The 25751-nt window shown below is 62.8% G+C and carries 22 protein-coding genes; 13 read left to right on the forward strand and 9 right to left on the reverse strand.

The genetic code is table 11. The features are described 5' to 3' along the window. Window positions 1-109: 109 nt before the first annotated feature. The 13 genes from GFD25_RS07515 to GFD25_RS07575 all read left to right on the forward strand — a co-directional run bounded on the left by GFD25_RS07515 (window position 110) and on the right by GFD25_RS07575 (window position 16374). Window positions 110-715, forward strand: a complete 606-nt coding sequence (locus tag GFD25_RS07515; RefSeq protein WP_239512471.1) for a hypothetical protein — start codon at window positions 110-112, stop codon at window positions 713-715. A gap of 95 nt (window positions 716-810) precedes the next feature. Next, on the forward strand, window positions 811-2433 hold the full coding sequence (locus tag GFD25_RS07520; protein WP_163231489.1) for a SpaA isopeptide-forming pilin-related protein: 1623 nt from the start codon (window positions 811-813) through the stop codon (window positions 2431-2433). Between the two features lie 82 nt (window positions 2434-2515). Further along, window positions 2516-3967, forward strand: a complete 1452-nt coding sequence (locus tag GFD25_RS07525) for an InlB B-repeat-containing protein (RefSeq protein ID WP_163231491.1) — start codon at window positions 2516-2518, stop codon at window positions 3965-3967. Window positions 3968-4028: 61 nt separating this feature from the next. Further along, window positions 4029-5000, forward strand: a complete 972-nt coding sequence (locus GFD25_RS07530; RefSeq protein WP_239512472.1) for a class C sortase — start codon at window positions 4029-4031, stop codon at window positions 4998-5000. A gap of 200 nt (window positions 5001-5200) precedes the next feature. Continuing rightward, window positions 5201-8191, forward strand: a complete 2991-nt coding sequence (locus tag GFD25_RS07535) for a CAP domain-containing protein (protein ID WP_163231495.1) — start codon at window positions 5201-5203, stop codon at window positions 8189-8191. Between the two features lie 115 nt (window positions 8192-8306). Next, window positions 8307-8627: a HigA family addiction module antitoxin gene (locus GFD25_RS07540; RefSeq protein WP_163231497.1), complete on the forward strand. Its 321-nt coding sequence runs from the start codon at window positions 8307-8309 to the stop codon at window positions 8625-8627. Window positions 8628-8794: 167 nt separating this feature from the next. Continuing rightward, window positions 8795-8998 carry a hypothetical protein gene (locus GFD25_RS07545; protein ID WP_163231499.1) on the forward strand — a complete coding sequence of 68 codons (204 nt, stop codon included), beginning with the start codon at window positions 8795-8797 and terminating at the stop codon, window positions 8996-8998. Between the two features lie 16 nt (window positions 8999-9014). Next, window positions 9015-9854 (forward strand): VirB6/TrbL-like conjugal transfer protein, CD1112 family, encoded by an 840-nt coding sequence (locus tag GFD25_RS07550; RefSeq protein ID WP_163231501.1) that lies wholly within the window; start codon window positions 9015-9017, stop codon window positions 9852-9854. A 16-nt stretch (window positions 9855-9870) separates the two neighbouring features. Continuing rightward, window positions 9871-10251 (forward strand): PrgI family protein, encoded by a 381-nt coding sequence (locus GFD25_RS07555; protein ID WP_338024636.1) that lies wholly within the window; start codon window positions 9871-9873, stop codon window positions 10249-10251. Then, window positions 10244-12640: a VirB4-like conjugal transfer ATPase, CD1110 family gene (locus GFD25_RS07560; RefSeq protein WP_163231503.1), complete on the forward strand. Its 2397-nt coding sequence runs from the start codon at window positions 10244-10246 to the stop codon at window positions 12638-12640. Before GFD25_RS07555 ends, GFD25_RS07560 begins: the two co-directional genes overlap by 8 nt. Before the next feature lie 421 nt (window positions 12641-13061). Continuing rightward, window positions 13062-14513 (forward strand): CHAP domain-containing protein, encoded by a 1452-nt coding sequence (locus tag GFD25_RS12225; protein WP_338024637.1) that lies wholly within the window; start codon window positions 13062-13064, stop codon window positions 14511-14513. A 29-nt stretch (window positions 14514-14542) separates the two neighbouring features. Next, window positions 14543-15061, forward strand: a complete 519-nt coding sequence (locus tag GFD25_RS07570; protein ID WP_163231504.1) for a hypothetical protein — start codon at window positions 14543-14545, stop codon at window positions 15059-15061. Further along, entirely contained in the window at window positions 15058-16374 is a 1317-nt protein-coding gene (locus GFD25_RS07575) for a hypothetical protein (protein ID WP_163231506.1), read from the forward strand. Before GFD25_RS07570 ends, GFD25_RS07575 begins: the two co-directional genes overlap by 4 nt. Window positions 16375-16441: 67 nt before the next feature. Here the strand turns inward: GFD25_RS07575 and GFD25_RS07580 are convergent, their stop codons facing one another. From GFD25_RS07580 to mobC, 9 genes are all read right to left on the reverse strand, one after another. Then, a complete protein-coding gene (locus GFD25_RS07580) occupies window positions 16442-18181 on the reverse strand; it encodes a VirD4-like conjugal transfer protein, CD1115 family (protein ID WP_163231508.1) in 1740 nt (579 codons plus the stop codon). Next, window positions 18182-18730 carry a hypothetical protein gene (locus GFD25_RS07585; RefSeq protein WP_163231510.1) on the reverse strand — a complete coding sequence of 183 codons (549 nt, stop codon included), beginning with the start codon at window positions 18728-18730 and terminating at the stop codon, window positions 18182-18184. Continuing rightward, window positions 18727-19032, reverse strand: coding sequence for a single stranded DNA-binding domain-containing protein (locus GFD25_RS07590; protein ID WP_163231512.1), 306 nt, complete (start codon window positions 19030-19032; stop codon window positions 18727-18729). The genes GFD25_RS07585 and GFD25_RS07590 overlap by 4 nt, the downstream gene beginning before the upstream one ends. A gap of 10 nt (window positions 19033-19042) precedes the next feature. After that, window positions 19043-20713 (reverse strand): LPD11 domain-containing protein, encoded by a 1671-nt coding sequence (locus GFD25_RS07595; protein ID WP_163231514.1) that lies wholly within the window; start codon window positions 20711-20713, stop codon window positions 19043-19045. A 288-nt stretch (window positions 20714-21001) separates the two neighbouring features. Continuing rightward, complete coding sequence (locus GFD25_RS07600) at window positions 21002-21376, reverse strand: TnpV protein (RefSeq protein WP_163231516.1); 375 nt, start codon at window positions 21374-21376, stop codon at window positions 21002-21004. A gap of 272 nt (window positions 21377-21648) precedes the next feature. Further along, window positions 21649-22806, reverse strand: coding sequence for a hypothetical protein (locus GFD25_RS07605; protein WP_163231518.1), 1158 nt, complete (start codon window positions 22804-22806; stop codon window positions 21649-21651). 20 nt (window positions 22807-22826) lie between these two features. Continuing rightward, window positions 22827-23789, reverse strand: coding sequence for a DUF3801 domain-containing protein (locus GFD25_RS07610; RefSeq protein ID WP_163231520.1), 963 nt, complete (start codon window positions 23787-23789; stop codon window positions 22827-22829). A gap of 54 nt (window positions 23790-23843) precedes the next feature. Next, complete coding sequence (locus GFD25_RS07615) at window positions 23844-25295, reverse strand: relaxase/mobilization nuclease domain-containing protein (protein WP_163231522.1); 1452 nt, start codon at window positions 25293-25295, stop codon at window positions 23844-23846. Then, window positions 25283-25639 (reverse strand): plasmid mobilization relaxosome protein MobC, encoded by a 357-nt coding sequence (gene mobC, locus GFD25_RS07620; protein ID WP_338024638.1) that lies wholly within the window; start codon window positions 25637-25639, stop codon window positions 25283-25285. Before mobC ends, GFD25_RS07615 begins: the two co-directional genes overlap by 13 nt. Window positions 25640-25751 lie beyond the last annotated feature (112 nt).

Below are 25751 nucleotides of genomic sequence, written 5' to 3' on the forward strand. Positions count from 1 at the left end.
CCCCGGACGCGCCACCCCGCGGGAACCCTGCAAAAAATGTCCGTCCAAAAACCGTTTGCACGGACGGATGCTTGAAAAGTCAAGGATTCCAACCAGGAAAGGAGAGCCTATGGGCGATGCAAACGGATTCACGGCAGCGCCGGGGGAGACCGGCGTCGTGACCGACTCGTTCAGCCCCAGCCCGGTCATGTTCTGGCTCAAGACCAAGATCGACGCATCATCCACGCGCGTGAGGTACGTCAGCCCCAACACGCTGCTCGGCCTGATCCCGCTGGGAGAGCAGGCCAAAACGATACCCGTCGCGAACATCTCCAGCGTCGACACCGACACGCGATTCAACATGGGACCGTTCCTGATCGGCCTCGTATTGACCGGCGTCGGCTTCGGCTGCCTGCCGGACAACCTTCTGCTCGGCCTCATACTGCTCGCATTCGCCGTGGCAAATCTCGTGAACGCGCTCAGCGCACGGCTCACGTTCGTCAACCATGCCGGCGGCCGCAACACGCTCACGGTATCGATCCTCGAAAAGACGCGCCTCATGCAGCTCGCCGAACGGATCGAACAGCTCGTGTTCGCCGACCGCGCAGCCACCCGCCACGCCGAGGCGATGGACATCGCTCAACGCCAATACACGACGGCCGTACAGCAGACGATCCTCCAGCAGCAGATGCTCGACGCGCAGCAGCACGACCATCAGCACACGCCGGCCGAATAAGGACACGGCACACACAGATTTCCCCGCGCTTCCGCACGGGGACCAAAACGGCCGGCACGCGGGTGTCGGCCGAATCCCACCGAAAGGAACACACAATGAGGAAGAACCACGAAGGCCAGAACATGAAGCGCGCAGCCGCGCTCTCGCTCGCGGCGGCAACGCTGCTGACCGGACTGTCCCTCGCCCCGACCGCGATGGCGGCCGACGGCAACCTGACCATCAACGCCGGCGCGGGCACCACCCTGGCCGGCCACACGTTCAACATCTACAAGCTCGCCACCTATCCGGACGTGGTTCTCGACGGCAACACCGTCAAGAGCGTGAGCGCGAAGAGCGTCGACACGGCCACGAACACCTGGATCAAGACCGCCCTCGACAACGCGGGCGTCAAGGTCGACACGACCGCCGGGCAGGACGCGGCCTCCCAGATGCTGCGCCAGACCACCGGCAGCGTCGTCTCCCGCAAGATCGCCGCGAACCTCCAGGACAACATCGCCGGCAAGACCCCGGTCAAGTCCGGCCTGACCACGAACGGCGCCAATCTGACCGTCGCACTGCCGGAAGGCTACTACCTCATCACCGACTCCGCCGGCCTGCCGATCCTCGTGTCGACCACGATCAGCGGCAAGACCAGCATGAAGACCGGCAACACGCTCGGCACCACCTACATCAAGGGCCAGGTCGCCACCCCCGAGAAGGAGATCAAGAGCGTCGACGGCACCTGGAAGGAAAGCGCCGCCGCCACCAACGGCGAAACCCGAGAGTTCCGCATCAAGATCACCCTGCCGAACAAGCTGTCCGCGGACACCATCACCCTCGACGATTCGATGGACGGCATGCAGTACGTGGCCGGCACGTTCGCCGCGTCGATCACCGAAGGCAAGAACAAGGGCACCGACGTGACCAAGCAGTTCGGCACCATCGGCGCGTCCGCCACCGGAGCCGGTTTCACGACCACCTCCACCGCGGCACTGATCGACAACTACGAGAACCAGCAGGTGACCGTCACCTACAAGGCCAAGGTCACCGACGCGTCCAAGGCCAACGCGGCATCCAACACCGTCAAGGTCACCATCAACTGGCTGCCGGACACCGTTCCCCCCACCGTCGACCCGCCGACCCCGGGCGAGGACAAGGTGACCGTCCCGACCTACGACGTCGACCTGAAGAAGATCAGCGCCGCCTCCACCGACACGAACCAGATCGTCGTCGCGGGCGCGAAGTTCATCATCAAGAACGAGACGCTGGGCAAGTGGCTCAACTGGAACGCGACCACCAAGCAGTGGACCTACGTGGACACCCAGGCCGAAGCCCAGGAACGCACGACCGACAACCAGGGCGTCATCTCCTACGACAGCCTCGGTGCGGGAACCTACCTCATCACCGAAACCCAGGTTCCGGACGGCTACTTCACGTTCGTCAAGCCGTCGTTCCGCGTGACCATCGACGACGAGGGCAAGACCTCGATCACCGGCGTCGACCAGGCCGGCCTGACCGCCAAGGTCACGGATGCGAACGGCAAGGGAACCACGCCCGTCGCGGTCGTCAAGAACGTGGACAACATGAGCCAGCTGCCGCAGACCGGCGGCATGAGCATGGCGATCATCCTCATCGGAGGCATGGCCGTCATGATGATCGCCACCGCCGCCGGCATCACCGCCGTCAAGATGCGCCACATCGACATGCCCGGCACCAACCTGCCGCAGATCACCGCCTGACCTGATCTGAACACCGTTCGAGAGCGTGGCGGCCGGCCCCAAGCCGCCGCCACGCTCTTCGTTTTTTGGAAAGGAAAAGCACATGAAAACGCATTCGGGCAAGCGACTCACCTCGGCGCTAGCCGCCTTGGGCGCCGCTGCCATCTGCCTGATGGCCGGAGTGCCGGCGGCCCAGGCCGCGGCATCCATGACCGTGCACGCACAGGCCTACTATTACTTCTCCGTACCGGGGAACGTGACCAGTAGCGGCAACATTAATAACTCCAACATCGAAGGCGGGGGAAACAACTACGATTCGACCAAGGCTCACACCGTCACGGCACCCACAGCCACCCAGGTGCAGAACGTCAGCATGTGGAGCCGATGGCCCAGCAGCTCCGGCAAATGGGGCGAGAACCATGACAAGTTCAGCGGAAACGCCGACTACGAGTTCGTCGGATGGCACATTCCTTCGAACTTCAATCGGGGTGAAACCTACTCTTCGAACAACGGGTGGAGCTGGACGAAACTGACGATCAAGACGCCCACCGCGGCCGCAGGCAAGAACATCGCCCCGGGGTCCTCGTTCGCCGGCCCAGTATACAACCCGATCACCTGCACGAACAGCGGCGGCAACGTCAATTCCGTCGACTGCCGTGCCCTCGTCTCCAAGTTCATCGGCGCGATCTACATCCCCCTGATCCGCTTCGACGGCAACGGCGCGACATCCGGCAGCGTGGGCACCGACGGCCCGCACATGCAGAACAACGACCTGGAAGCCGACTGGCTGTACACCATGCGCAAATCCCCATACGCGAGAACGGGATACACGTTCACGGGCTGGAACACGAAGGCCAACGGGTCCGGCACCTGGTATCAGCCGGGAGACGTCGTCAACATGGGCAAGGCCGCAACCCTCGACGATATGAAGGACGCCAAACGAACGAGCCTCGCATTGTACGCTCAATGGACGGCCGACCCGATCACCATCCGCTACGACGGCAACGGCGCGACCTCGGGCACGACCGCCAGCCAGACAACCGGCCGCAACGTGCCCATCGCCATCAGCCAGAACGGATTCACCTGGAACAGCCACGAATTCCAAGGCTGGAACACGAAGGCCGACGGCACCGGCACAAGCTACAAGCCGGGCGACAAGCACGCGTTCTCGTCGAACACCACGCTGTACGCGCAGTGGAAGACGTTGAACGCGACCATCCGTTACGACGGCAACGGCGCTACCTCCGGTACTGTCGCGGACCAGACCGATCAGATCGGCAAAACGGTACAGGTCCGGCAGAACGGGTTCACGCGCGACTCGTACATCTTCAAACAATGGAACACGAAGCCTGACGGAACCGGAACCGCATACGCGCCGACCGCCGACGTCACGATCCCCGCCGATGGCATGACCCTGTACGCGATCTGGACGCCGGTCTCCACGACCATGCCGTCCACCGGCGGCTCGGGTCTCATGCTGTCGCTCGGCGGCGGCATCGCGGGACTGCTCGTTTGCCTCGCCTCCCTGATGCTCCGGCGTAAGCGCCGAAGCTGAGCCTCGACCGGTATGCCGAACGAACGAAAGGGATGACGGGACGATGATCCGGTACGACGACATGAATTGGGCTGACCTGATGGCCGGCCGCGACCCGCGCATGCCCCGAAGCCAGCGCACGCAAGGACGCAGGCTGATGGCACGCGCGCGGCGCGTCTCCCAGGCGTTGACCGTGGTCGCCGTCCTGTCCGCGCTGCTCGCGTTCGGCGTATTCGGGTGGGTCGCCGTCAGCCAGGCCGCGAACGCGAATGAAGCGCGTGCGGAGGCCTTTGCCGCCCAGGCCACGGCCTCTGCCGAAACCGACAGGCTGAAAGGCATGGTGAAGGCGGCCCAAGCGTACAACGCCGATCTCGCCTCCGCGCCGCAGGTGATCGGCGCACCTCTGGCGACGGACGGGACCGGGGCCGGCGACTTCGATTTCGCCGACGATTCCGCGTACCAGAAAACACTGGATTGGGGTGACGGGATCATGGGCACCCTGTCGATTCCCCGCATCGGACTGGAGCTGCCGATCCGTCACGGCGCCGGCGAGTATGCGCTGTCGAACGGATTGGGACACCTGCACGGCACGAGCATGCCGGTCGGCGGCTCGTCGTCGCACGCGGTCATCACGGGCCATCGTGGCCTGGCCGACAAGGAACTGTTCACCCGCCTGGACGAACTGAAACGGGGAGACCCGTTCTACATCGAGCTGGGCGACGGCGAGACCCTGGCGTATGAGGTCGACGACATCAAGGTCGTCGACCCGGACGACACGAAAACGCTCGCCATCCAGGAGGGCCGTGACCTGGTCACGCTGGTGACATGCACGCCGATCATGCTCAACACGCAGCGCCTTCTGGTCACCGGCCATCGAGCGGCGATGCCCGGCGAGGTTCCCTATCCCGACCAGGCCGAGGGCGACTCTCATCCCAAGCAGGTCACGGCCATGAGCGCGCTGTCGGCGTTCGGGGTCGGCTCGCTCGGTGTGACCGTATCACGGAGGAGGAAATCGCGGGGGCTTCCGGCCCGGTCGTTCCACTCCCATCGCTGAAAACCTCCACGACACACCGAAAGCATGTTCCCCATTAATAATAATTGACATTATTAATGGGGAACATTATTATTGGGATCGGACGACGTCGGAACCCACCCCATTTACCCCGTTGTCGGTATTATGGGGGTGTGAATCCGGCAATGCCGTCGGACCACAAATCGCCATGTTCCGGTTCTTGCCGGGGAGGGAGAATCATCATGAACAAGAACTCGAAGAAGAGCGTCGCCGTCATCGCCGCGACGGTTGCGGGGGCCACCCTGCTCGCGCCGCAGGCGGCGATGGCCGACGAAACCGCGATCACGCCTGACGAACAGGCCACGACGGCCATCTCACAGGCCCAGAAGGCATTGCAGGCCGCCAAGAAGACGATCGCCGCTACGCCAACCGGCACGACGGAGGCGCAGGCGAAGGCCGATGCCGCGTCTGCCGCATTGGACGACGCGCAAAAGAAGCTGGACGAGGCGGACAAGGCGAAGCAGCAGGCCGTCGAAGCGCAGCAGCAGGCCGCCAAGCAGGTTTCGGACGCCACGGCGGCCCGCGACCAGGCGGCGCAGGATGTGGCGGATGCGCCGGCCAAGATCGAACAGGCCCAACAGGCGGCGCAGGACGCTCAGGACCGCATCAATGAGGCGGCTCAGCAGCTTGACGCCGCGGCGAAGGCGCAGCAGCAGGCCGAGGCAGACAAGGCCGCAGCCCAACAGGATAAGACAGCTGCACAGCGGGATAAGGACGCCGCGGACGCAGCGGCCAAGACTGCTCAGTCGAAGATCGATGCCGCCGATAAAGACGCCGATGACGCCGCCGGCAAGGTAGAGTCCGCCGCGGCAGCGAAAGCGCAGGCCGAAGCCGACAAGCGCAAGGCTGACAAGGCCGTGGCGAAGGCCGATGACGACAAGGCCGCGGCACAACAGGATAAGAGCAAGGCGGAAGCCGATGCGAAGACGGCCGCAGCCGACAAGGCGACCGCCGATCAGGCCAAGTCGGACACCGAAGCGAAGCTGGCCGACGCGACGAAGGCGGAGTCGGACGCGAAGAGCGCGAAGGACGCCGCCGACAAGGTGGTCGCCGACCTTGAGTCCGGCGGCTTCGATCTGGACGCTCTGGCGGCTGCGCTCCAGGCCGCGAAGGACGCGCAGACGGCGGCCGACAAGACCGCCGACGACGCGAAAGCCGCTCAGGATGCGGCAGACAAGGCGGTCAAGGACGGTGACGCCGATCTGTCCGACAAGCAGCAGACGGCGGCCGATCTTCAGGCGAAGGCCGATGCCGCGAAGACGGCTGCGGACGAGGCCGCGGAGAAGCTGTCTCAGGGGTCTCTCGCGTATTTCGCGGACCGTGCCGGCAAGGACAGCCTCGCGTACCGCGCGTTGACTGATCCGACGGTGAGCCGGTATCTCGAATACGTGCATGTCGGCAAGGACGGTGACGCCACCACGCTGGACAACATGCTCAAGGCATTGGACTACATCGAGGAAGGCAATCGCCTGCGCAGAGAGGCCGGCCTGCCGGAATTGTCGGTGTCGGACACGCTCATGGCGATGGCTCAGGTCAATACCGGGTATGCCGAGCAGTTCCTCGCGCATTCCGAACAGCACAAGGGCTACGGGGTGAGTGAAAACCTCGCATGGGGCGCGAGCGATCCGTATGTCGGCTGGTACACGGAGGAAAAGACCGTGTGGGATGAGGCGGTCAAGGATCGTCCGTATCTGAAGGACCTGTCGCCGTATCAGGTGTGGCTGGTGGACCCGGACCTCTACGAGAAGGCGGGTCACTACCTCAATCTTATGGATAAGGACGCGGAGATCACCGGCTTCGGCGTCAGCGAGAACGCGTCGATCGACTATGGCGGCACCACGTTGAAGGACGCGTACGCGCAGGAATTCGCCGGCACGATCTGGTCGCATATCGGCGATGACGGCTTCGCGGTCGAGGACGACGGTCGCGTCATGACCACGGAAGAGATGCGCGCGGACATCGCCGCGTACAAGACCGGTCTCGAATCGGCCGGACAGGCGTATCAGGACGCGCTGGCCGCCGCATCCAAGGCTTCCAACGCGGTAGACACTGCGTCGAAGAATCTCGCCTCGCTCAAGGAACAGGCAGCCAAGGCCGCCGAGACGGCCGCCGCCGCTGCCCGTACCGCAGATGAGAAGCGCAAGGCCGTCGAGGCCGCGCAGAAGGCGTACGACGACGCCGTGGCCGCGAACAAGGACCTTGCGAAGGCGCTGGAGAAGGCCCGCGCCGATCAGAAGGCGAAGAACGAAGCGTACCAGTCCGCGAAGGACGCATCCAAGGCCGTCGAGGACGCGTTCGATGCCGCCTCTGAGAAGGCCGACAATGCGGAAGCCGCATTGAATGCCGCGAACGGTCGCGTCGCCGCCGCCGAACAGGCCGTCAAACAGGCCGAGACGGACAAGCGGACGGCGCAGGATGCCGCGAAGGCCGCGCAGTCGCGCATCGATCAGGCTACCGCCGATCGCGCGTCGGCGGACAAGGCTCTTGAAACCGCGAAGGCCGCGAAGCTGGCCGCTGAAGCGGAGAAGGAAACGGCGGTGAAGGCCGGGTCCGATGCCGCCGCGAGGGTTGCCGAGGCTCAGTCCCGCGTCGATGCCGCCGACAAGGCCATCAAGCAGGCCGAAGAGCAGGCAGACGCCGCAAGGGACGCTAAGACGGTCGCGGAGGCCGATCTGAAGACGGCGAACGCGACCATCGATCGCTACGAGAACGCCCAAGCCGCGCTAGACAAGGCCCAGGCCGATCTTGAGACCGCGCAGTCGGCGCTTGCGACGGCCGACAAGGCGGTGGATGACGCGCGTCTGGCGTATGAGTCCGCCAAGTCGGAGTATGAGGTCAAGCTGGCCGACAAGCGTACGGCCGACAGGGAACTGGCTGCGGCCAAGCAGGCGGAGGCCGACGCCGCGAAGAAGGCAGAGGAAGAGGCCAAGAAGAAGGCCGAGGCCGAACAGGCGTCGAAGGATGCCACCGTTGCCGAGCAGAAGGCGCAGCAGGCGGCAAAGGACGCTCAGGCGAAGCTCTCCAACGTTTCCACGGGTCTTGCCTCCACCGGTTCGGATGCGGCCACTGTCGCTTCCCTTGCGGCGATCCTTGTGATCTCGGGTACGGGTTGCGTGCTGCTGCGCAAGCGTTACGCCCAGCATGCGGACCGTTGGGTCGAGGTGTCCGACTGACCGGCGTTGCCGGCTGGACGGTAATGTGAATATCGTCCGACGTTCATAACGCGCGTCATTATTTAATGACGCGCGTTATCATATTGGCTTGGGATATGCCGGAAAGGAGGCATCTGTGAGAAGCACCGACGATTACAAGCCGGGAACGCCGGGAGAGGTGTTGCAGACCAGGTTCCTGACCCCGAACCACATCACGAAGTATCGTCTGGCCCAGGCGATGAACGTGCCGCCGTACGGGATCGGCGAGATCATCCAGGGGAAGCGGCGTATCACGTTGCCGATGGCGATCCGATTGGCGTACGTGTTGGGCACGACGCCCGAGTATTGGCTTGACCTGCAACGCGACTACGACCTGAAGCATTTCGACGTGTCCCGTATCCGTGGCGAGGTGCATCCGCTGCTGTCTCCTGGACTGGCCGAACCGCGGGAATCCTGACCCGCGACCGTGCCCGTCCGTTCAAGCCCCCGGCATGATGCCGGGGGCTTTCATATGCGCGAAAGTGTCCGTCCAAAACCAAGGGTTTCTGCCCGACGCTGGAATCATGCCCCGTTCCGTGCGGGGCCGGTTCCTTATCGGTTTCGGATAGAGACAAGGAGTTCGACATGGATTTGTTGAACCAGGTGTTGCAGTTGTTCGTGAAGTTCGGACAGATCGGCGGTGGCCTGTGGCTGGTGTGGGGTGCGATCACGTTCGGCGGCGCGCTGAAGGACCAGAACGGACCCGACATGAAGTCCGGCATGTGGCAGATCGTCGGCGGCGGCCTGGTCATCGCGGCGGTCACCTTGTTCGGATCGATCTCGTTGTGATCGTCTGGACACTCGCATGGATGACTTCGTTGTCAACATGCTGAACACGCTTGGCGGCGGCGGAGTGACGGCCACCGCCGCCAGCATGCTCAGTCAGGCCCCGGATACGTGGAATCCGGCATTGTATTCGCTAGCCGTGGGCATTCACTCGGCGGCGGTCAAACCACTGACGAGCGTGCTCCTGTCGGTCGTGTTCGTCATGGAGCTGGCACGCAATTCGACCAAGATCGAGTCCGATCGGGAACTGGGCGTGAAGATCATCGCCGGCACGATGTTCAAAATCTGTCTGGTGATGGTGGCCGCCCAGAACGCCGACCTGTTCATCCGTGCGTTCAACGGCATCACCTCGTTCCTGATCCGCGGCGTGAGCGGAAGACTGAGCTTCACCGGGGGGAGTGCGGGAACCGGTCTCGGCGACGCGATGCGGGACCAGGTCAAGGACGCCGGCATGATGGGACAGATCGCCCTGATGGTGATCCTGCTGATTCCGTGGGTCATCGGACAGATCGCGAGCGTGATCGCCACGGTCGTGCTGTACGTCCGGTTCATCGAGATTTACGCGCTGACCGCGTTCCAGTCGCTTCCGATCGCCCTGCTGGTGAACGAGGAAACACGATCGATCGGCGTCGGCTATTTCAAGAGCTATGCGCGGGCGTGCATCAACGGCGTGACCCTGTTCATCTGCCTCGCCCTGTACCAGACGGTCGTCACGAGCGCGGTTCACGTACCGGACGCCAGCGACGATCTGGTGTCGTGGACGATGGGCAATTTCGGCAGCCTCATGATGGCGGGCATCATGCTGCTGTTCGTCATCAGCATCTCTCAGCGTGTGACGCGCGCCGTCACCGGCGACTAGGCAAGGAGGATTAATCGTGGCGTTGCAGATGCGCGTCTACAAGGAAGTATCGAACGTCGAGGCGAAGGTCATGCTCAACCTCAGCTGGCGGCAGATGCTCGCCGCCGCATTGATGCTCGCGTTCGGTGGCGGCGAGGCGTTCGTGTTTTTCTGGCTGCTCAAACAACCCGATCTCGGCACCTACCTGCTGTTTATGGTGTGCGTGCCGTTCGCCGCATGGGGATGGTGGCGGCCGAAGGGCCTGAAACCGGAACGATACGCGATGTATGTGCTGCGGCACGCGATGGGACAGTCGGTGTACCTGCGCGACGGTCGGCCGACCAAGACGAAGATCGGCAAACCGTCCATGAACGAACACGAACGCACGGCTAGGAGAAAGACGGCAAGACATGCGTAACAGGACCAAGAAGAGCGGGATCGCGGATGTCGCGAAGCCGGATCGCCCCCGCAACGGAAAGAAACGGCAGACCGAGGCCCGTGCGCCGCGTACGGCGAAGGACCTGATCGCCTATGACGCGATGCTGCCCAACGGCATCGCGTACTTGGGCGGCAACCGGTATTCGGCGACCATGAGTCTGGGCGACATCAACTATGCGATCGCCACGCAGGAACAGCAGATGGACATCGTGAACCGGTGGGGCCGTTTCCTCAACAGCCTGTCGGACGGCATGAGCCTTGAGATCACCGTGGTTACGCGCACGCTCGATCCGGCCGAGGTGACACGCAGCATCACCATGCACGAACGAGGCGACGGGTTCGATCCTCTGCGCGTCGATTTCAACCGCAACGTGCGCGAACTGATGAGCGGCGGCACGACATGCAGCATGACCGACAAATACCTGACGTTCACGTTGGAGGACACGGACCGACAGCATGCGTGCATGCTGCTCAACCGCGCCACGCTGGCGGCGACGAGCCAGCTGCGTTCGGTCAACGGATGCGAAGCAAGAAAGCTCGGCCGCAGGGAGCGGCTGCGCGTGTTGCATTCGATGCTGCGACGCGGCACGCGGTTCTCGTTCGATGATGACGCGTTCGACGCGTCACGCGGCATGGACACGAAGGACTACATCACGCCGCATGCGATCGACGTGCACGACCGACGTCAGCTTCGTTTGGACGCGGGCGACGCGAGCGTGTGGCATCGTACGCTGTGGATATGCGATTTCCCGGATTATCTGTCGGATCAGCTGCTCGCCGGACTGACGGACATCAAGGCCGACATCACCGTGAGCGTGCATCTTCGTCCGCGCAACAAGGCCGAGGGTTTGAAGCTGGTGAACACGAAGATCGCGGAGATGGAGATGCAGGCGGCCGACGAACGCGCCAAGAACGTGAAGCGTCATCAGCCGGAGGACTACCTGCCTCATGATCTGGCCGAAAGCATGGACGAGGCCGCCGACCTGCGCGATGATCTGAAGCACAACGGCGAACGGCTGATCGACTCGATCATCGTGGTGGACGTGTCCTCGCCGTCGCAGGAACGTCTGGACCAGCTCGTGCAGGACGTCGTCGCCGTGGTGGACGCCCAGTCGTGCGTCGCGGAGACGATGACGTACATGCAGGTCGACGGTTTGAACGCGGCCTTGCCGCTGGGCGTGAACACGCTGCCGATGAGCCGTACCCTGACCACTTCCGGCGCGGCGATCCTGATCCCGTTCACCACGCAGGAGCTGTTCCAGCCGGGTGGCGTGTTCCACGGCGTGAACGCGCGAAGCGGCAACGCCGTGGTCGTGGACCGCACGCGCAACATCAACGGCAACGGCTTCAACCTCGGCACGTCCGGTTCGGGCAAGTCGCAGGCGGCGAAGAACGAGATATTGCAGACCTTGCTCACACGCCCGCAGGACGATCTGATCGTGATCGACCCGGAACGCGAGTTTGCCGCGCTATGCCGCGCGTTGGGCGGCGAACGCTTGCTGATCGGCGAGGCGAGCGGCCAGCACATCAACGCGATGGACATCGCGTTCGAGGACGACGAGGAAGGCGATCCGATCCGATCCAAATGCTCGGGCATGCTCAACATGCTCGACGCGCTGATCGGCGGCGGCAGCGGCATGGACACGGTGACGCGCGCCCTCGTGGATCGGTGCCTGATGAACCTGTACCAGCGCCTGCGCGACCACAGAAGCGACCGCATGCCCACGCTGCTGGACTTGCAGCAGGAGCTGGCCGGGATGCCGGAGGATGCGGCCAAGCAAGCGGCTCAGGCGTTGGAGATCTATGCGACCGGTTCGCTGAACGCGTTCAGCCATCCAACGAACGCGGATGTCGACAACCGTTTCGTCGTCTACGACGTGATGGAACTGGGCGCTGAACTGAAGACGTTCGGCATGATGGTCGTCCTGGATCAGATATGGAACCGGGTCGTGTGCAACCGCGCGTCCGGCCGGCGCACCTGGCTGTGGGTCGACGAATTCCACATGCTGTTCTCCAACCGGTTCGCGGCCGAATACTTCCTGCGCATGTACAAGCGCGCCCGCAAATGGGGTCTGTCGATCACCGGCATCACCCAGAACATCGAGGAACTGCTGCTGAACAACGACGCACGTCTGATGCTCGCCAACTCCGACTTCCTCCTGTTGATGAACCAGCAGCCCACCGACGCGGACACGTTGTGCGATCTGCTGAACCTGTCCGGCGAGCAGCGCGAGTATTTCACCGGCGTGGAACCGGGACAGGGCATGGTCAAGTCGGGCGGCGCGTACATCCCGTTCAACGGTCGCATCCCCGAGTCGAGCGAATTGTACCGTCTGTTCACCACGAAGTTCGGAGAGTCGAATGCGTAGGGCGAAACCGGTCGAAACGGTGAACGTGCTGCACAACGCGACCTCCTACCACGTCACCGCCAGCGAACAACTGGGCGCTTCCGCCAGGCTGCGAGACAGTGGTCGGCGGTCGCCGGCCGATACCTCGCATGCGGTTCATCGTCCGCCGGCCGTGTCGGATACGACGGTTCCCCCGACGATCGCCCGTCCTCTGTCGTCGGTTGCGGACATGGCCCGACCTGCATTATCGGCAGATACGTCCGACGGAGTTCGGCCAGGTTCGGACACGGACGAGCCGGCTCGGCAGACCGGGGACTCCCCTTTGGTGCCGAACAGGGTCTCGTCGGCCGTTTCGTCGGTGGCGGCGGGTCATCGTCGTCGCAAGCGTCGCAAATTGCGCAGGGAACGCGAGAAAGCACGAATCGACGCGAATCACAGACATGTGAACGTCTCGGATACGGTCGATGGCGTTGAGTCCATCGCCGCCGAGGATGTGCGCAACGGGCGCAAGGGCATGGTGCGGCGCGGTCTGGCTCGTGCCGGCGGATACGGCGGGCGCAAGGCCGCCGGCCTGGTGAATCATACGTCCGCACAGTATGCGGCCGACGGGTACGACGAGGATGCGATCGAACGTTGGGCGCAAGGCAGAACGTCCGATCTCGCTCGTAGAGGCGGCGGACGAACCGTTCGCACGGCAGGAAAAGCCACCGTCAGGGGCGTCAAGGCGGGATACCGCGGAACACGTCACGTAACGCGAGCAGCACGACGCTCGGCAGGGCGGGCCGGACGTGCTGCCGGTCGGGCTGTCAACCGTGCCGCTTCCGTGGTATCCGCCGCCGCAAGGACTGCCGTGCGGGCCGTGGCCGGTGCGGTTGGGTCCGCTGTGGCATCGGCCACGGCGGCGTTGTCGGCACCGCTGCTCGGTGCGATCCTGATTACGGTGAGCGTCATCGCCGCGATACTGTCCCTGTTCATCGGCGGTTCGTCATCGTCGGCCGCCTGCACCAGCGGACAGACGGCGGCGTATCTGGCGTGGGCGAAGTCGATCGCGGACGATGATTCGCATGGATACAGTCAGACGCATCGCGACGGCCCGGACTATGACTGCTCGTCACTGGTCTACTATGCGCTCAAGGCCGCCGGCTATGCGGTGCCGGACAGTGCATGGAACACGACAAGCGCCGCTGCGGCACTGCCTGATCTTGGTTTCGAGAAGCTGGATTATTCGCCCGGCGCGTTGCAGGCGGGCGACATCATCTGGAGCGACGCGCATATGGAATTCTATGCCGGCGATGGCAAATACGTCGGCGCACGTCATGACGAGGACGGCGGCATCGACGGTCCTCGGACCGGCGATCAGACCGGTCAGGAGGTCGCGGTCTACGATTCCGCTCCCGGCGGCATGTCCGTCATCTGGCGGCCGACCTCCACATCCAGCGGCGAATGTTCGTCGTCGGTCGGCACGACGGTCGGCAGTCTCGATCCAAAGCTCGTCATGAAGGACGATCTGGTCGCGGACATGGCTGCGACCGGCACCGAATCGGACACCCGCTACCCGTACGGACAGTGCACGTGGTGGGCGGCTTCGCGCCGCGCTCAGATCGGCCGTCCGATCGGCGGCTGGGGCAACGCGAAGGACTGGAAGACCGATGCGGACGCCGCAGGGTTCGAGGTGGACTCGAACGCACGGGTCGGCGACGTGATCGTGTTCCAGCCCGGCGTGTTGTACGCGGACGGCACATATGGGCACGTCGCCGTGGTCGAACGGATCGACAAGGACGGCGGCATGCTGATCAGCGAGTCGAATGCGGTTGGTCTCGGCGTAATCAGCGTACGCACGTTCACTAAGGCGCAACTTGACGCGGCGGCCGGCGGCATCTCGTTCGTCCATTAACGACGCCATATCAAGGGGAGGAACATATCGTGAACATATCGAAGCGAACCATTGTGATGACCGCGATCGGTGTCGCGCTCGTCGGCGGATTGCTCGTCGCGTCGACCATATGGTCGTCGCAACGGTTCGAGCCGCACGATGCCGTGCAGGAGAAGACGAACGCCACGACTGAAACGCGTCCGGCCGACCGTTCCAATACGATCGTAGGCGGCGGCAAAGCCGCAGGCGATGCTGCTGCATTGCCTGATGACCTGTGCGGCACGACGGCCGTGGAAGCGGTGAAGGCGTATGTGTCCGGCGACCGGGGGCTACTGGGAGCATTGTTCTCGCCCGACGCCGACGGCTTGGACGTGGAACCGGGGTCGCGTTCCTCTTCGGTCAAGAGCGCTTGGCTTGCCAATGCCGGCTCCGATACTGCGTCTTGCCTTGTACTGACCGATGATGCGACGTGGGCTGTCGGGTTCATGTCCCGTGATGACGGTTGGATGGCCGATTCGATCGTTGCCTATTCCGGCACGGTGAGCATGCCGTCGGGAGTGAAACGATGACGTTGCGACTGAATCCCGCTCTCGATGAGCAGGAACTGTACGAGTTTGCGGTCGACACCGAGCACTGGGCCATGCTCGACCAGATCGCCGATCATCCGCATGCGTGGCCGGAACTGTCTGAATGGGCGCGGCTCATGGCCGCCGATCCGAAACAGGCTGCTCCTCCGCCGGAACCGTCGGCGACCAAGCGTCGCGGTCTGCTGTATCGTGCCCATCCGCCGTTGATCGACGTGAAGGACCAGTCCGACGACGACGGCGTGCGGCCGATGTCCGGCGGACCGGCTTCGGACGATGCGGAACCGGACCGGCATGCGAACGACGTCGACACGGACCTGACGGCCACCATCGCATCATTCGATCGGTTCGATAACGAGCATTCGCTTTCTGAAGGAAACATGACCGATCACGACGACGCCGATGAGGACGATGCCGCGTCTTCCGTTCCCCGCGTGAATGCGAGGATGCTCGCGATGACGGCAGGTGCCATGCTGCTTGTCGTCTTATTGGTCGCCGGCGGCGTGGTGGTCTGGCATTTGCAGCAGGCAAGGGAATCAGCCAGACGGCAGACCGTGACTGCACAGGCCGTGTCTCGCTGCTCGGCCGCCGCCGACGCGGCCAAGGCGGCGCGGAAGGAATACCGTGCGATGCTCGATGACGCGGTTTCCTTGACTGATGCGACGAAAGCCGACTCGTTGGCCGATACGACGCTGCTGGATGATCTGTCCGCATTGGTCGAAGCATCCGATTCGGAGACCGCGATTGAGGCTTGTCCCACGGACTCGGCCGAGAAAGCCACGGCAAACGAACGGATCAACCGGAAAGCGGCCAAGGAATACCGGCGCATGACAAGTTCTCTCGGCAAAGCTATGGACGACGTGGAGGCGTCAAAACTCGACAAGATCATCGCCACGGCCCGGAAACTACTGGAATCGTCCAAGGGCAAGGTATCCGACGATTCCGTTCGCACGACGCTGCGGAAGGCCATCGACGCCCGTGACGCGGCGGCGATCGCCAAGGCGTCCAAGACGGTCAACGACAGCATCGCCGCGAAGACGAAGGCCGACAAGGAGGCCGAGGAAAAGCGGCGGGCCGAGCAGGAACAGAAGGAACAGGAGAAAGCCGCGCAGTCCCAGCCGAGCACGCCGTCATGGACGCCGAGCTATACGCCCTCGCATAGTACGCCATCCACTCCGAGCGTTCCTCAGCAGCAGACCGCGCCTCAGCAGCAGTCCGTGCCCCAACAGTCGAAGCCGAGCACGCCTCAGCAGTCGACACCGAAGACCGATCCGGGCAACGACGGCAGCATGCTGTAAATTGGTCGGCCGAGTCTAATTAACAGACTCCGTACACGGGTTATTTAGACTCGGCCGACCAATTATTTCATCCGTTCTTGCCGGGCAACTTGGCGTTCGGGTTGATCTTGCGGCTGAGGAAAGGGCGCACGCCTCGGATCATGAGCACGCATTTGTCGCCGTCGAGCTGGCCAAGTTCGTCCGGGGTCAGCAGGGCGCGCTCGTTCTTGCGCACGCTTTTCGTCCACGATCCCGAACTGCCCTTGCTTTCGCTGGTCTCCACGACGTCGATGGTGGCATTGCCGATGCGCTTGGACACGTATTCGGTGGTGGACTGCTCGTTGCCTCCCAAAAAGAGCTGCGAATCGCAGTTGCCCATGATCGTCTCCCAGTCGTCCTTGTACAGGCTCTTGCCCTGGCTGAGGGTCTGAAGGATGATGCTGGCGCTGATCCTTCGGGAGCGGAACGTGGCGATCAATCTCACGAAATTAGGGATTTTGCCGATGTTCGCGAACTCATCGAGCATGCAATGCACGTCTCGCTGGAGCTGTCCGCCGGCACGGTCGGCCTTGCGCACCAGGGTCTCGAACAGGGACTGGTAGAACACGGCCGCGAGGAAGCTGAACGTGCTTTCCGTGTCGGACAGTTCGAGGTAGACGATACGTCTGCCTTCATCGAGCCGTTCGAGATCGAAGTCGTCGTGGTCGAGGATGTCGCGCAGGTTGCCGACCTGCATGGGCGCGAGACGCACGCCCAGCGAGATGATGATGCTCTTCTTCGTCTCGCCGGCACCTTGCAGGAACGTGCGGTACTGGGTGCATGCGAAACGCAGACCGTCGAGCATGCGGCACGTGTCCTCGTCGTATTCCTCGGGATGCTGCCGGCAGTTCTCCGCCTCGATGGCCGCTTCGGCGAAGTACGCGTCGACGATGAATTCCTTGTCCTCGTTCTGCTCGCTGGCGTTCATCTGCCCCACCATGTCGGTGACCTTGTTGAGGCACCTGTTGTCGACGATGCGGCCTCGTTCGTCCGTACTCTGCCCTTCCTCGGTGTAGTACACCCAGGTGATGAGCGCGGTGAGCAGCGCCTTTTCGGCGCGTTCCCAGAAGCCGTCCGAATCCTTCTTGTCGCCGGTGGTGTTGGCGATGATGTTTTCTGTCAGGCGCAGGATCGACGGTTCGGGTTCGTCCGGATCGAGGTAGCGCATGGGGTTGAAGCCGTCAGAGCGTTTGAGGTGGATCAGGTCGAGCCGGTTCACCTTGTATCCACGTTGCTCCATGAGCGCTGCGGTGTCGCGGTCGAGTTCCCCTTTCGGGTCGGTGCATGCGAAGTTCATGTCGGCGTTCAAAATGTTGGGTTTGACGTAGTAACGAGTCTTGCCCGAGCCGGACGAGCCGAACAGCAGGACGTTGAGGTTGCGCAGCGTCTTGCGCGTGTTGATGCTGATGCGTTCGGTCATGGTGAAGAAGATGTTGTGCGAGCGTATCGGATCCTCGAAGCCCGCGATGTCCCTGTGGGTCCCCCATCGCGCCGAACCGTGCTCTTCGCCGGGTCGTGTGTTGAGTCGCGTGGATACGCGGTACATCCACGCGAACAGGCCCAGTCCGACGGTGCCAAGGCCGGCGAGCATGTCGGCTTTGTGCAGGCTGACGTGCAGCGGGTCGGCGGTCAGGTCAAGCCAGAACCGGTCGGATACGTCCATCCAGGACATGCCGGCCGCAAGGTCGGTGCGTATCTGCCAGGATATCTTGTCTCCGACCATGAACAGTACCGCCAACCCCAATAGGGTGAGGATGATGGTACGGGCATGTTCCTTGATTTCAAGCATTCATGATTCCTTTCCGCCGCCCCGGCTGAAGGCGGCGTCTCGTGTCCGTCTCTCCTGCGTGGCGGCAAGCGCGGCCGCTTCGCCGACATCCGTCTGCTGGAGTTGCGTTTCGATTCGTTGCCGTGCGCGTGAGCGTATGCCGTCTATCACTTCGGTTCGTGACATCGGCCTGCGTCGGCGTCCTCGTCGGGGCGGGATGGTTGGCGGCTGCTGGGATTGCGCCGGGTCTATTGCCTCCGGCTCGGGTTGTGTAGGGGTTTTCTCCCTGAGCAGGCGTTCCTCGCCCAGTCGATGCTCTGCATCGCGAACGTCCGGAGTCGTGTCTTCTGCTGGCTCCTTGATGGGGATCAGCAGCATGAGATCGCCGCGAGAGGCGGCCATCATGCCCGTACCGCCGCACATGGCCGCGATGATGCGGCCGTGCGGCGTGTACGGGTCGAACACGATGGCGTCGAGGCAGTCCGCGTCTAGGACGGTCTGGCGTCGTGCCGGATCGGTGGCCGCGCTGACGTTCATGCCTGTTATCAGGTTCGGGTCGCTGAGTTTCATGACGGACGCCAGTCTTTGGAGGTATCGGCCGCCGCGACGCGGACGGCCACGTATTCGTCGCCTTTCCGCGTGGTTTTCAGCATGCCGAATACGATCATGTGATCGCCTTGCCGGCAGTCATGCGCATGCAGGTAGTCCGCGATGGGTCCGCGTGCCTGCGCGTGCACGATCATCGTGTCCTCGGGCGGCAGCTCCACCTGGAGGTCGAGATAGGCGATGCGGCTGTCGTCATCGACCGTGCGGAAGCTCGCGTCGTGTGTGAGACGGCCGATCAGCCGTATCTCGGTGTCCTGTGATGTCATGTTCCTCCGATCAGCGCGAATGGCCGATGCCCCGGTTGCGGGCATCCGTCGCGGTGTGCGCGTTGGCGCGTTCGTCGGCCCGCTGCTTGATCGCGTCGAGCACCCCGGTACGGGTCCGGGCTTCCGGCTTGTCCGTCTGGTTAAAAGTGTGGTCGATTTCGCTTACGGTCTGGCCGGACAGCATACCGTCCTCTTTCGCGTGGGCGAGGATTTCGCCACGGTTCGCCCATACGAGCCGGTCTGCCTGCGCCTGGTCCAAGCCGACGAGATCGCCGTCTTGGTTGAACCTCACATACTGGTCGCGCTGCTGGTTCCATCCGCCGTAGTATGCGGCCTCGGCGATGCGATGTTCGCTCATGCCTTCGTCCATCAGTGTCTGTCGCGCCTCGTCCGAGGGAATGATGCGGTATTCTCCCAGTGCGGTGTTCTGCCATGCGCCGTGTTCGCCGACCTCGTTGACGATGCGGTGCAGCAGGTCGATGGCCTGCGGCGTCGGCTCGTCAACGCCGTTCGTGCCGAGCATGGCCTGCGTCAGCACGGTCTTGCGCTGTTGTTCGGCCTGTACTTCGGGATCGTCGGCGTACTCGTCCGCGGCCGGCGAGCGGGAAACGTCTTCGGTCCTGGCGGCGAGGGACGCTGCGGTCATGCGCTGCTCGTAGCGGTCGATGTCCTTGCTGCTGAGCCATTCGGGTTTGGCCGGAACCTTGTCGTAGAGTTCGCGCATCTTGTCGATCTGCTCCTGCACGCCGCCCGCCCACAGATGCTTGTCGTGCGGATGCTCGATGTAATACTCGCAGTCGGCTTGAAGCCGCGACAGCAGCTGGTAGTCGAACTTGTTGGCCGACTGTTCCTGCTGGGTGTCGGCGGACACAGCCTCGGTCGGTGGCGTCGTGGCGGTGACGTTCATGTTTTCGGATCGGTGGTCGTTGCTTTGCATGATGGGTGCTCTTTCTGGTTCGTTGTCTGTTGCGGCTGCACGGACGTAGGGGACGTATAGTGGTTCTCGGGCGCTTTCATGTCGCGCGGTGATCTCAAGAAGGCCGCCGTTGCCGTTGAGCAGCGGGTCGAGGTCTTGGCGCGTGAGGATGTCGCCGGCGTACCCGGCCCACACGCTGCGTTCGATCGTGGCATTGGCACCGTCCGTTGCGCCGACTCGCACCGAGTACCGGCGGTAGCCTTCCGGTATCCGGTTATGGTCTATTCGGCTGTTGCTCCACCACGCTTCGACCGTGCCGCGCGGGAATAGGTCGAGGTCGAAGGGACGCAGTTCGGACATTGTCTCGGCGTCGCCGACCGTCAGCGCCGCCACGGCGGGTTCCGGCACCTGCGCTTGCGCCGGTTCCGTCGTGACGGCTTCCGACTGTGATCCGGCGGTTTCCGTTCGCTGCCCGTCGACGGATGGCTCCTTGGTCCTGTCCTTTCGTTTCTCGTCGGCTATGAGTTTGGCGAGTTCCGCTTTCTTTGCCTGGTATTCCGTTTCGCGGTCGAACGGTTTGCCGAGCAGGCTGCTGGCCGAGGCGAGTTTCGCTTCGGCTGCGGCCAGTCGTTTGGGGATGTCGTCGCCGCCGTTTGCGGTCTGGCGGCACCGAAAGGGAGTTGCCGGTACCGCAGCCCGGCTCCAGCACGTTGACGGTTTCGTTCGTGTCGCCGAGATGCGATCGCAGTTTGTTCCACATCGCATCGACCACCGGTGCGGGCGTGTAGAACGCGGTAAGCGTGCTGCCGCGAGCCATCGCATACTCGTCCTCGGTCAGCAGGTCGGACAGTTCGTCGTTGAGGTCGCTCCATTGCGGTTTCGCCGAGAACACGTCCGCGCATCCGCCCCAGCCCGAGAAGCCGCGCAGTGCCTCGATCTGGGCTTCGTCCGGAGTCATGCCGCTGTCGCGTAGTTCGGCCAGGGTTCGGATGGCGCGAATGTTCGCAGTGGCCCGTTCGCGCGGCGAGCGGGCGCGTTGCAGGTCGAGTGCTGCTAGAAGCTCTCCACGACTTGCTCGATGGCCATCCTCTCCGCGTCGGCCTCGCACTGTTTCATCCCGAAGTATCGATCCTGGTCCGTGATCTCCGGGTGCGCTTCCATGACGTCCGAACGGGTCAGCAGGTGCCGCTGTTCCATCAGCTCGTCCATGATCCGCGCCTTCGTCTCCCGGAACCGGCGTTCCGTGTCCTTGAGATGCTGCTCCAGCTCGTTGTTCACCATCATCTCGCGTGTCTGCTGCGGATAGTGTTCCTTGAGCCAGATCAGCCGCATGCGCTGCACCCCGTGGACCCCGCTCTCCACGATCACCTTGTACGGCAGTCGCGGCACGTCCAGTTCGTCCAGCGACGTGAATGTCTTCTTGTCCATGATCGGTCCTTCCATCATCGGATTGGTTCGTTTGCTTTTGCTGCTCCGCAGCACTTGGGAAAACGTTTACCACAGTTTGCGCGACCGTGTTGCCCTGCGTGTCGAGCACTTCGGACTCGCCGAACAGGTCGAACGCGAGCTGTTCGGCCCCGGCGGTCAACACGGATGTCTTGCGGCTTCTTCGCACCATGTCCTTTACTCCTTTGTGAATGTTGCAAACGGCCGGCGGCCCGCATCCTCCATTCGAGAAGAGCGCGGGCCGTCATGCCATGTCATCGCGTCTTACCGCGAACCTGCGTCGGCACGGATGCTGCGGGTTGGACGGCCGTACGCTGTTCCGCGCGTTGTTTGATGCCGTCAAGCACGCCCATCTTGCTTTCTCCCCGTTTCACCGCGTATGGGTCATGCATGGTGACCGGGTCCCCGGTCAGAGGCTCGAACCGGTATCCGCCGAATGTTCGGGGAACGCCGTCGTTGAAATCGCTGTGATCCGGGATGGCCGAAATACCGGTTGGGGTTTGTGCCGGTTCGGGATGGTCTCGATCGCCGTCGGTTTCCGGCTCGGGAACGGACTCTTCGTGAGATCGTTCCCGTAATTCCGACATCCGTTGTTGCGGCTGATGTTGTTCGCGTTCTGCGGCCTTTGCTGCGGCGTATGCCTCACGTTGCGTTTTGACCGCCTTGCATAGTTCCCACGGGTTTTCGATGCTCATGGTTTGACGTGTCTCGCCTGCGCCGCGCCAGAGTTCGATGGGTGTGTTCGGTTTGAAGCTGACGGTGACGGGACGGCCGTTGAGTTTGTCTTCTTTGGCGTATCGGTCCATGAAACGGTCCATTTGCCAGCCGCCGATGTCGATGCCGTTGAGCGTGACGCCGTTGGGGATGGATACGCGCATCATCTCCCATATGCGCCCGTCTTTGCCGGTTCGTTGGAACGGGTGGACGAAGCCGTTGGGGAAGTTGACACGTGGCCACCGTTCCTTCTTAGGATTGGCTTGCGCTACCGGTTCGGTTGCATGCTCTCCGGCCGTCTGCGGCTGTGATGCGTCCGGCTGCGTTTCGGCTGCCGGACGTTGCGACGGAACTTCTTGGGCTGCGGACTGTGGCTGTTGCTCCATGTTGAGGGATTGTTCAGTCTGGAGGAATTGCGCTTGTTCGGCGATGTCGTCGATTACGAGGTCCACGGCACGGCTGATCTCCTGTTGAGTGAAGGATTGTGCGTCGGCCGGCCATGCCTGTGCATGTGCGGTTACCGCTTGGTTGACGATGGCTGTCGTCGCGTCGCGTAGTTTGCCGTCGCGGGGCATGCCGTGGTTGACCCATTGACCTGCGAGTTGTTCGACGGCGGCGCTTTGCGTCGGGTCTTTGTCGATGAGATTGGTTTTGATCCATTGCGCGTTGTCCTGTGTTGGGACTGGTGCCTGTGCCATGATTGTTCCTTTGCTCGGGTTCATCGGGTGCGCGAATGCGTTTGCTTCGGTGCGCCTTTGGACTGTTCGACGCGCTGCTGTGCACGTTGCTTGATGTTCTGTATGGTCTCGGCCTTGGTTTTGCGACGTGTCGGTTCCGTCTTGTCGACGCCGTCGTCGCGGTCTGGCTCACGGCTTTCCCGTATCCGTCGATCGGCTTCGTTGGGCGTATTGACGCGGCTCCAATCGAGGTTCGGAGTGCGGTCGATGAGGTCTTCGATCATCTGCGCCACTTTGGTGGCTTGACTTACCGGGTAGGTGAACCGTTGCGCATGCTCGTCAATTCGTTCCTGTCGGAACCGGATGCCGCGTTCCGCCAAAGCTGCGGAGATGATCGCGGCATCGGGATCGATGTCGACAGTCGTGAAATCGAAGCCGGGATTGTCGGGCGAATCCCGGTCCCATTGTTCGACGGTCGGCATTTCCTCGGTCGCCGGCTGTTCTCGCTGCTGTGTGGCAGGTATCTCTTGGGTTTGCGACGTCGGCTCGTGACCACGTTCCGCTTGTTCCGGCTGCGTCGGCTCAGTCTTGGACTGCTGCTCGCGTCGTTCGGTTTCCTGGTTGAGTCGGGCGACGATCTTGTCGACGGCGTGGCGGACTTCGTCCGCGTCGTTGCCGGAGAAGTGCAGGTAGATTTTACCTGTGGCTTTATCTCGCTCGATATGGAATGCGATGCCTTGCTTCTTGAGTTCGCGGACGATGCTGTTCTTCTGTTCGACGCCGATTTCCTTGACCTTGAGCGACGTGGTGTCCTTCTGCAACGTTTTGGCGCTGACTTGTCCGCTGTGCCTGATGTCATGTACGACGTTCGAGGCCGCCTTGATACCGAGTCCGAACAGTTGGAACAGTTTCGACCCCAAGAATTTGCCGGCTTCGACGCTGATGCGCGCACCACCTTCGAACACTCGTATCGCGTAGTCCTGCGCCTGTTCTTCCGCCGCCATAGGCTCTCCTTCCTGTTAAGGTGAAAGAGGCCGGCCGAATAGGCGGCCTCGGTTTCACCTTCCCGCGTTTTTTCGCGGTTTTGGACGGACGTTTTCCTGACGTTGGCGTTGTTGTTTGTCAGCGTTCTTCTGCTGGTCGCGTTCGAGGATGCGTTGCAGCGCGAGCACGTCCCTCGCATTGCGGTCTGTGGCTGCGCGTTCTTCATCGAGTTGGGTTTCGAGTTGGTTGACGGCCACGATGTCGTTGCGGCCGGTGGCGTCGGCGATGGCGACGATGAGCGATTGCATCCTTGCCGCTCCTTGTTCGACTTTCACGGTGAGGTCATCGATCATGTCCATGCGTGTCGTGCCGGCGTCGAGCACCTGGCCGAGCGCGTGCAGCTCGTCCAGGCTTTCCGCGAGCCGATCGCATGCGATCGCTTCTTCTTTCAGACGTCCGTGCAGGTTGCGGTGTGCCGTGGGGTCGATGTGGCGCTGCACGTAGTCGGCGATGCGAATTCCCGGACGTGAGAACCATTGATAGAGGTCGTCGCACGGAACGGTCTTCGCATATGCGCCGTTCGGGTCGGTGAGTACCTGTCTGGCGTCGTCTGGCAGGTAGGCTCGCCATGTCTTGCCGTCGCGTACGAGACGGTCGACGGGGATAGTCAGCAGCAGTTGTCGTTGTGTGTTCGGCAGCCAGACCTTGATCTTGCCGCCGCCACGTTCCGCGATCATCGCCTGGTTGAACGAGACAACGTTAAGCGTGTGCCGGTCGAGCTTGCTCATGATCGACAGTTCGTTGTAGTTCACACCCAGCTTGTCGTCTCGCGTCTTGCGTCCGGTCTCGATCTCGGTGAACGCGAGATGCCGGCCACGTACCGTGACCTCGATCCCATAGTCGTTCATCTTCTCGATGAAACGGTCGAACGTCTTCGCCTTCGCACACGCTTGGTCGATGATCGCGCGGAGATTGTCCTTGCGGCTGACGCCCTTGGCGGTCAGGTACAGTTCGTTCAGTTGCGGTGCGGGTCGTGCTCGGCGCTGGTCGATGACGTTCAATCCGTTTTCCCGGCACAGTTGGTCGCTGATCCCGCGCCAATACGCGAGCGTGTTTCGTTGCACGCGCATGTTGCGGTGCGTCAGGTTGTTCGTCGGGCATACAAGGATGTGGTTGTGCAGATGTCCTTTGTCGACGTGCGTGGCGATCACGTAGTCATGGCAGCCGCCGGTCAGCTCGCGCACGAACCTCACGCCGAGACTGTGCGCTTCCTCGGGCGTCAGTTCGTCGTCGGGCGAGAACGATTGGATGATGTGGTGTGCAAGCACCGCGCCGTTCCTTTTCGCGCCTCCTTTGGTGTGTTCGATATTGCGGATGAACGTGTCGGCGATGCCCTTCGAGTCGTTTACCTCGTTGCCGGTGTTCGTGGATACAAGCCGGTAGTCCATCGTCTTGCCGGGGTTCGTGATGTAGGCGACGGCCTTGTCCAGCGTGACCTTGATCTGTCCGACCTTCACATACGCCACGGCAGTCCCTCCGACTCGTCGGTCGCGTTGCGCGCCATGCCGGCCACGATGCCCTCGATCCGTTCGAGCTGCTGCTGCACCTGCATGAGATCGTCATGGTTTGCCCTCTGCCTGATGTTGACCGCGTGCGCGATCTGGTTGACATTGTTGCCGATGCGAGCCAGCTGAGCCGATACCGCATTGATGTTCGCCGGCACATGCACCTCAACGGCCTGCGCGGTCATGATGCGCCGCCGCGCCCACGCCATCCAGCCGATCGCCGGCAACCCGGCCTCGACGCGCATACGGTTCTCGACCTTGCGCGAATCATCGACCCACCGCCACTCGCTCTCGCTGAATGTCACGGACTTTCTGATTCGGCGTGATCGGTTGCCTTTCCATGCCACTGTCGTTTGTCCTTCCTTATCGGGTGCGGGTGTCCCGCCGTTCGTTTCGACGCCCATGTGGGCGTCGCGG

The sequence above is a fragment of the Bifidobacterium aerophilum genome (genome assembly GCF_010667685.1).
Taxonomy (GTDB): domain Bacteria; phylum Actinomycetota; class Actinomycetes; order Actinomycetales; family Bifidobacteriaceae; genus Bifidobacterium; species Bifidobacterium aerophilum.